General features: G+C 46.2%; 8 protein-coding genes. 2 read left to right on the plus strand and 6 right to left on the minus strand.

Features of this window, described 5'->3' with window-relative positions:
• Positions 1–27 precede the first annotated feature (27 nt).
• The 6 genes from H7T97_RS01435 to tsaB form a co-directional block, all read right to left on the minus strand.
• Positions 28–690 (minus strand): hypothetical protein, encoded by a 663-nt coding sequence (locus tag H7T97_RS01435; protein ID WP_201089084.1) that lies wholly within the window; start codon positions 688–690, stop codon positions 28–30.
• A 103-nt stretch (positions 691–793) separates the two neighbouring features.
• Complete coding sequence (locus H7T97_RS01440; protein WP_260314038.1) at positions 794–1,120, minus strand: AzlD domain-containing protein; 327 nt, start codon at positions 1,118–1,120, stop codon at positions 794–796.
• Positions 1,107–1,802, minus strand: coding sequence for an AzlC family ABC transporter permease (locus tag H7T97_RS01445; protein ID WP_201089087.1), 696 nt, complete (start codon positions 1,800–1,802; stop codon positions 1,107–1,109). Before H7T97_RS01445 ends, H7T97_RS01440 begins: the two co-directional genes overlap by 14 nt.
• Before the next feature lie 169 nt (positions 1,803–1,971).
• The gene (gene tsaD, locus H7T97_RS01450) at positions 1,972–2,982 is read right to left on the minus strand and encodes a tRNA (adenosine(37)-N6)-threonylcarbamoyltransferase complex transferase subunit TsaD (protein ID WP_201089089.1); all 1,011 of its coding nucleotides are present in this window, start codon (positions 2,980–2,982) and stop codon (positions 1,972–1,974) included.
• A complete protein-coding gene (rimI, locus tag H7T97_RS01455) occupies positions 2,972–3,412 on the minus strand; it encodes a ribosomal protein S18-alanine N-acetyltransferase (RefSeq protein WP_201089101.1) in 441 nt (146 codons plus the stop codon). Before rimI ends, tsaD begins: the two co-directional genes overlap by 11 nt.
• Positions 3,409–4,092, minus strand: coding sequence for a tRNA (adenosine(37)-N6)-threonylcarbamoyltransferase complex dimerization subunit type 1 TsaB (tsaB, locus tag H7T97_RS01460; protein WP_201089091.1), 684 nt, complete (start codon positions 4,090–4,092; stop codon positions 3,409–3,411). Before tsaB ends, rimI begins: the two co-directional genes overlap by 4 nt.
• 292 nt (positions 4,093–4,384) lie before the next feature.
• Here tsaB and H7T97_RS01465 point away from each other — a divergent pair, with 292 nt between their 5' ends.
• Both H7T97_RS01465 and rnjA read left to right on the plus strand, forming a co-directional pair.
• Complete coding sequence (locus H7T97_RS01465; RefSeq protein ID WP_003008866.1) at positions 4,385–4,615, plus strand: DNA-directed RNA polymerase subunit epsilon; 231 nt, start codon at positions 4,385–4,387, stop codon at positions 4,613–4,615.
• Positions 4,616–4,618: 3 nt separating this feature from the next.
• Positions 4,619–6,301: a ribonuclease J1 gene (gene rnjA / locus H7T97_RS01470; RefSeq protein WP_003015245.1), complete on the plus strand. Its 1,683-nt coding sequence runs from the start codon at positions 4,619–4,621 to the stop codon at positions 6,299–6,301.
• Positions 6,302–6,445: the final 144 nt, after the last annotated feature.

Below are 6,445 nucleotides of genomic sequence, written 5' to 3' on the forward strand. Positions count from 1 at the left end.
ACTCGATTTTCCATCGAGTTCGTCTTTTTATTGTTCTTTGGTTAATGAAAAGCGGAAATCATTGTATTTAGTATAGTCAAATTCTGTATTGAGATCCGTTGTGAAAACAATCGGTGTATAGTGTCCTTCTTCTAAGACAAAACCAGGCTCAAATCGGAAGTTTGCTCCACCTAAGCCTGTGATCCCAGGGAGCAAGGCATCAGCCCCATCAAAGCCTTCAACATCCCAATAGTAGATATTTCCAGTTGCTCGGACAGCTCTTGCCGTATAGGTCGCTGTCCGAGTCGGTTCGCTATCATTTTTGAAACTTACCACTGTTGTTACATCCCCATTGGCATCGACGGTCATTTTAATCGCATCCGCTTGTGGACTAGATCCTACCCAAGTTCCCACCAGTTCTGCAGGGACAGTAGCTTGCGTCGGAGTAGACGCATTCTCGGTCTTACCAGAGTCTTTTGTACCTGTCTCGCTACTGGTTTGAGTTGAAGAGCTAGCTGTATCTTTTGCCTGAGCAGAAGATGCTGCACTCTTTTTGCTATTACTTTTGGCTTTTTTCTCTACCTTACTGGTAGATGCTTTTGCGGATGAGGAAGCTGTCTTTTTATCCTTAGCACCACAACCACCGAGAGCTAGACCAAGTGAAGTAGCCACCAGAACAGCAGCACTCCAACGGAAGATTGATTTTTTCATACGATCACCTCTTTATCTTTCTGACTCCCATTATACTCCAATTGTTACAAAAATCAAGTTTTTTTGTAACAATTGTAATTTTTTTGTAACATATTTTTTGCATTTAAATCACCAATCGTAATAGAGCGATCAAGACAATTCCAAACAAAACGGTTCCCATAAGGTTTTTGTAACGAAAGGCTACAAAGAGACTGGGAATGGTCACTATGAGGTCCAACCAGTGGAGCTGCGGGAGGCTTCCAATTTTCCCATCTACTAAGCTTGATAAAACCAAGGCAAAGATAATGGAAATGGGCAGGTATTTGAGAAAGCGGGTCACAGGAGCCGGCAGTCCCTTGTATTTGACTAAGAGGAAGGGTAAGATCCGAGGAATCCAGGTAACGAGGGCTGAGGCCAGAATGGCCATGAAGATAGAACTATTCACGCGCATCACAAACCACCCCCACAAAACAGCCAATCAAGGTCGCAGCTAGCACAGCAAGCGGTTGCGAAACAAAAAAGAGGAAGAGAAAGAAACTCACTGCTACTGCTAAGAGCACCAAGAGCATGGTCTTGGTCTTTTCTGTCAGTTGCATTCCTTGGAACTGGGCTGCAAAAATCCCAATAAACATAGCCACTAAGGCAAAATCCAGCCCAAAAGCCTTTGGATCAGGTAGCAGAGATCCTAGAGCTGTTCCGATAACCGTCGCACCGATCCAAGCCACATAGCCTACTAGATTGTTCCCATGCATCCATGGAACTGTAATGGTGTCCGTCTTTAACTTCTCACTCAAGTAGACCCCATAACTCTCATCGGTCAAGAGGCTTCCAATTCCAATGGTATGAGCAAGACTCGCATCCTTAAAATCAGAGGACGTATGCAGACTCATCAACATATTCCGGAGATTGATCAAACACACGGTCAAGGCCATATTCAAGATCGAAGAGTGGGCCGCAATCAGAGAGATCATCGCAAACTGAGCCGCCCCAGCATAGACCAAGACACTCATCAAGGCCATCTCCAAAGGAGAAAGATAGGGAGACGCCACCACACCGCAAGCCAGGCCAATACTGATATAGCCTAGAGCTGTCGGCAGCGCGTCCCTCACCCCCTGCCAAAAATCTTTTTCCATACTCTCACTCCTTCCTGAATCATTGACCTCTATTATAACACAAGAAAAAAGGTTGAAAAAGGACCAATGAAAGAGAAAGCTTTATAATCCCTTCGCAAATCCACTACTAGTTGGTGAGATCCCAGCAAAAAAGCCATTGGACCTTGCACATCCAATTGGCTCTTTTTTCTTATTCAATTCCTTCAAAGGCTAGGCTTGGTTTGGCATTGAGGTCCCAGCCTGCGAAGTTTTCTTTGTTCCACTCACTGACACTGGCATAGGCAATCATCCCTGCATTGTCCCCGCAGAGGCGCAGAGGCGGAATGATGACCTTAACATCGGTGATGTCAGAAGCCAAGCGTTCACGGAGACCTTGGTTGGCTGCGACCCCACCAGCAACGACTAGAGTCTTGACTGGATATTTCTCCAAAGCTTTTTTGGTCTTGGCCATGAGAATGTCTAAGACGGCTGCTTGGAAACTCGCTGAAAGGTCTGCATTGGAGAGACTTTCTCCTTTTTGCTGCGCATTATGGTGCAGATTGATAAAGGCTGATTTGAGCCCTGAAAAAGAGAATTCCAGATTGTCTTCCTTGATCATGGCCCTAGGGAAATCGTAGATATCAGATCCTTGGTGGGCCAGTTGATCAATCTCACGTCCTGCTGGATAGGTCAAGCCCATCACGCGCCCAACCTTGTCATAAGCCTCACCAACCGCATCATCACGTGTTTCCCCAACAATCTTATAATCACCCGCTTCACTGACATAGACCAACTCGGTATGTCCTCCACTCACTAGCAAGGCTAAGAGCGGAAATTCTAAGGGCTCGACGCTTTGAGCGGCCATCAGGTGCCCCGCCATATGATTGACAGGAATCAAAGGAAGGCCGTGCGCCCAGGCAAAGGCCTTGGCTGCAGCCAAGCCGACTAAAAGAGCCCCAACTAGGCCTGGGCCGTAAGTAACGGCTACAGCGGTGATCTCGTCTTCTGTGATCCTTGCTTCTTCTAGGGCTTCTTCAATACAAGCGGTGATGACTTCCACATGGTGACGGGAGGCTACCTCAGGCACCACTCCACCAAAACGCTTGTGACTTTCGATTTGACTGGCAATGACATTGGACAAAAGTTGGTCGTCATTTTTCAAGACAGCCACGCTGGTCTCATCACACGATGTCTCAAAAGCCAAAATATATCTATCTTTCATTCGGGTTCCTCTTCATGATCACGGCATCCTCTATGGGATCGTGATAGTAGTTTTTCCTCCGTGCAATTTCTTCAAAATGCATTTTTTTGTATAGGCCTTGGGCCGGTTGATTGGACACGCGCACTTCTAAGAAAATCTCTTTTTGGTCCGGCAACTGCGCGAGTAACTGCTGGGCTAGGCCTTGCCCCTGAAAGGCAGGCTTGACCGCAATCTGCAAAACCTCTGCTTCATAGAGAGTCTCTTGAATGGCGACAAACCCAAGGACTTGCCGCTCCTCATCCAGAGCTATGAAATAAGTACTTGATGCCTGCTCTAAATCGGCTTCAATCTGCTCCAACTTCCAGGGGCTGTGGCCATAGACATCTTCCATCACAGCAAGAATGGCGGCTGCATCCTGAATTCGTCCCTTTTTGATTTCTACTTTGATCATAGACGCTTGATGTAGGAGGTCGTTGTTTCCTTGTGGTCTTTGAGCCAATTTTCCTCTGCTTCGACCCGTTTGAGATAATTGGGGACAAAATCATGGAGGCTAGCAGGTACTTGTTTGAGGCCGAGACGTCCGATTTTCACTGCATCCGGCAGCGTTTCAGAGCAAGTAGCACTTGGGAGGCTAGAGGCAATCTGATCCTTAAAAGCCGTGACCTCTCCGACAAAGGTGACCTGCTCACTTGTTGCTGCACGCTCTAGGACTTCCTCAAATGGAAAATGTCCTTCTGGTGCGACCAGCTGATCTTCTTGGTAAAAACCCGCATAGACGTTGTTCCGACGGGCATCCATGACAGGTACTACCAAACCTTCTAGATCATCCGGCACTAGAGCTAAGAGGCTTGAGACCCCGACCAATTCAATCCCTAAAGTATGAGCCAATGTCTTTGCGGTTGCGACTGCAATGCGCAGCCCAGTGTAACTCCCAGGACCTTCTGCCACCACGATGCGGTCCAAGTCCTTGGGTGTCAAGTCGATCTGTTGCATCAAAAAATCGATGACCGGCATCAAGGTAATACTATGATTCTTTTTACTGGTTAATGTTGTTTCTGCAAGTAGAGTCTCATCTTCTAAAATCGCTACAGAAAGAGCCTTACTCGAGGTATCAAATGCTAATAATTTCATTTCCTACTCCTCTTGAACTGGATTATATTATACTACAAATTCCCTTCAAATCCCAGCGAAACTCTCCTCTAGAGCGCAGGATTTTCCTATCCAAAACCGCTCAAAAGCTTCTCTATTATAGGTCTTTGCCTCTCTGACTTTTCCAGTCTATCTTTTACTTACAGGCAAATTTATGATATAATGATAATTAATTGTATCGAATCAGGTCCACTGGTTGCGAGTAGGAAACTCTAGTGATTGCACTCCTCCGTAGCTAACAAATAGACCGAAATAATGAAAGGAAAATTACTTCATGATTTACAAAGTTTTTTATCAGGAAACTAAAGACCGCAACCCTCGTCGTGAAACCACGCATGCACTTTATCTCGATATTGATGCACCAAATGAACGCGAAGGACGCATCCAAGCTCGTCAATTGGTTGAAGCAAACACAGATTTCAACATTGAATTTATCACACCACTTTCTGAGCAACACCTTGCTTACGAGAAAGAGTCAGGTGCTTTTGAACTAACGGAGTACTAATCCATGGCTTATACCTTAAAACCTGAAGAAGTTGGTGTATTTGCCATTGGTGGACTTGGAGAAATCGGAAAAAATACCTACGGGATCGAATACCAAGATGAAATCATCATTGTCGATGCCGGGATCAAATTTCCAGAAGATGACCTCCTTGGGATCGACTATGTAATCCCAGATTACTCTTATATCGTTGACAATATCGATCGCGTCAAAGCGGTCCTCATTACCCACGGACACGAAGACCACATCGGTGGGATTCCTTTCCTTTTGAAGCAAGCCAATGTCCCTATCTACGCTGGACCTTTGGCGCTTGCCTTGATCCGTGGAAAATTAGAAGAGCACGGTCTTCTTCGTGATGCCAAACTTTACGAAATCAACCAAAACACTGAGCTTCAATTTAAAAATCTTAAAGCAACCTTCTTCCGTACGACTCACTCGATTCCAGAACCTTTAGGGATTGTGATTCACACCCCTCAAGGAAAGATTGTCTGTACCGGAGACTTCAAATTTGACTTTACACCTGTTGGGGAACCGGCTGACCTCCATCGTATGGCGGCCCTTGGGGAAGAAGGCGTTCTCTGCCTGCTCTCAGACTCAACCAACGCGGAAATCCCAACCTTTACTAACTCTGAAAAAGTGGTTGGCCAATCCATCATGAAGATCATCGAAGGCATCCATGGACGCATCATCTTTGCTTCCTTTGCCTCTAATATCTTCCGTCTCCAACAAGCTGCTGAGGCCGCTGTTAAGACCGGTCGTAAGATCGTCGTCTTTGGACGCTCGATGGAAAAAGCCATCGTCAATGGAATCGAGCTTGGCTACATCAAGGTCCCTGCTGGAACCATTATCGAGCCAAATGAGATCAAAGACTATGCGGCCAATGAGATTCTGATCATGTGTACAGGAAGCCAAGGAGAGCCAATGGCAGCCCTCTCTCGGATTGCCAACGGAACGCACCGCCAAGTGCAACTCCAACCAGGAGATACCGTGATCTTCTCTTCTAGTCCGATTCCTGGAAATACAACCAGTGTGAATAAATTGATCAATACGATTTCCGAAGCGGGTGTCGATGTCATCCACGGGAAGATCAACAATATCCATACTTCTGGACACGGGGGGCAACAAGAACAAAAACTTATGCTCCGCTTGATCAAACCAAAATACTTCATGCCTGTCCATGGTGAATACCGGATGCAGAAGATCCACGCAGGACTTGCGCGTGATTGCGGAGTGGAAAAAGACAATATCTTCATCATGAGTAATGGTGATGTCCTTGCCCTTACAGCCAACTCTGCTCGTATCGCAGGAAGCTTCAATGCTCAAGATATCTATGTCGATGGAAACCGCATCGGTGAAATCGGGGCTGCTGTCCTTCGTGACCGGAGAGACCTTTCCGAAGACGGTGTCGTGCTTGCTGTTGCGACTGTTGACTTCAAATCGAAGATGATCCTGGCTGGACCAGACATCTTGAGCCGTGGTTTTATCTACATGCGTGAATCAGGAGATCTGATCCGTGAAAGCCAACGCATCCTCTTCAATGCTATTCGTATCGCCTTGAAGAACAAAGATGCCAATATCCAAACCGTCAATGGTGCGATTGTCAATGCCCTTCGCCCATTCTTATACGAGAGCACGGAACGTGAACCTATCATTATTCCAATGATTCTCACACCAGATGACGAAAATTAAAAAACAACCAGTTGAGACCACTGTTTCAACTGGTTTTATGATGACTTTTTGAGGATCAAAAAGAGAGGTGGGACAGAAATCGGTAATTCGTTAGAATTCGATTTCGTCGTCCCACCTCCGCACAGTTGAGTAGGGCTGTAAAAG

Origin of the sequence: Streptococcus parasanguinis (assembly GCF_016648925.1) — a bacterium.
Lineage (GTDB): Bacteria > Bacillota > Bacilli > Lactobacillales > Streptococcaceae > Streptococcus.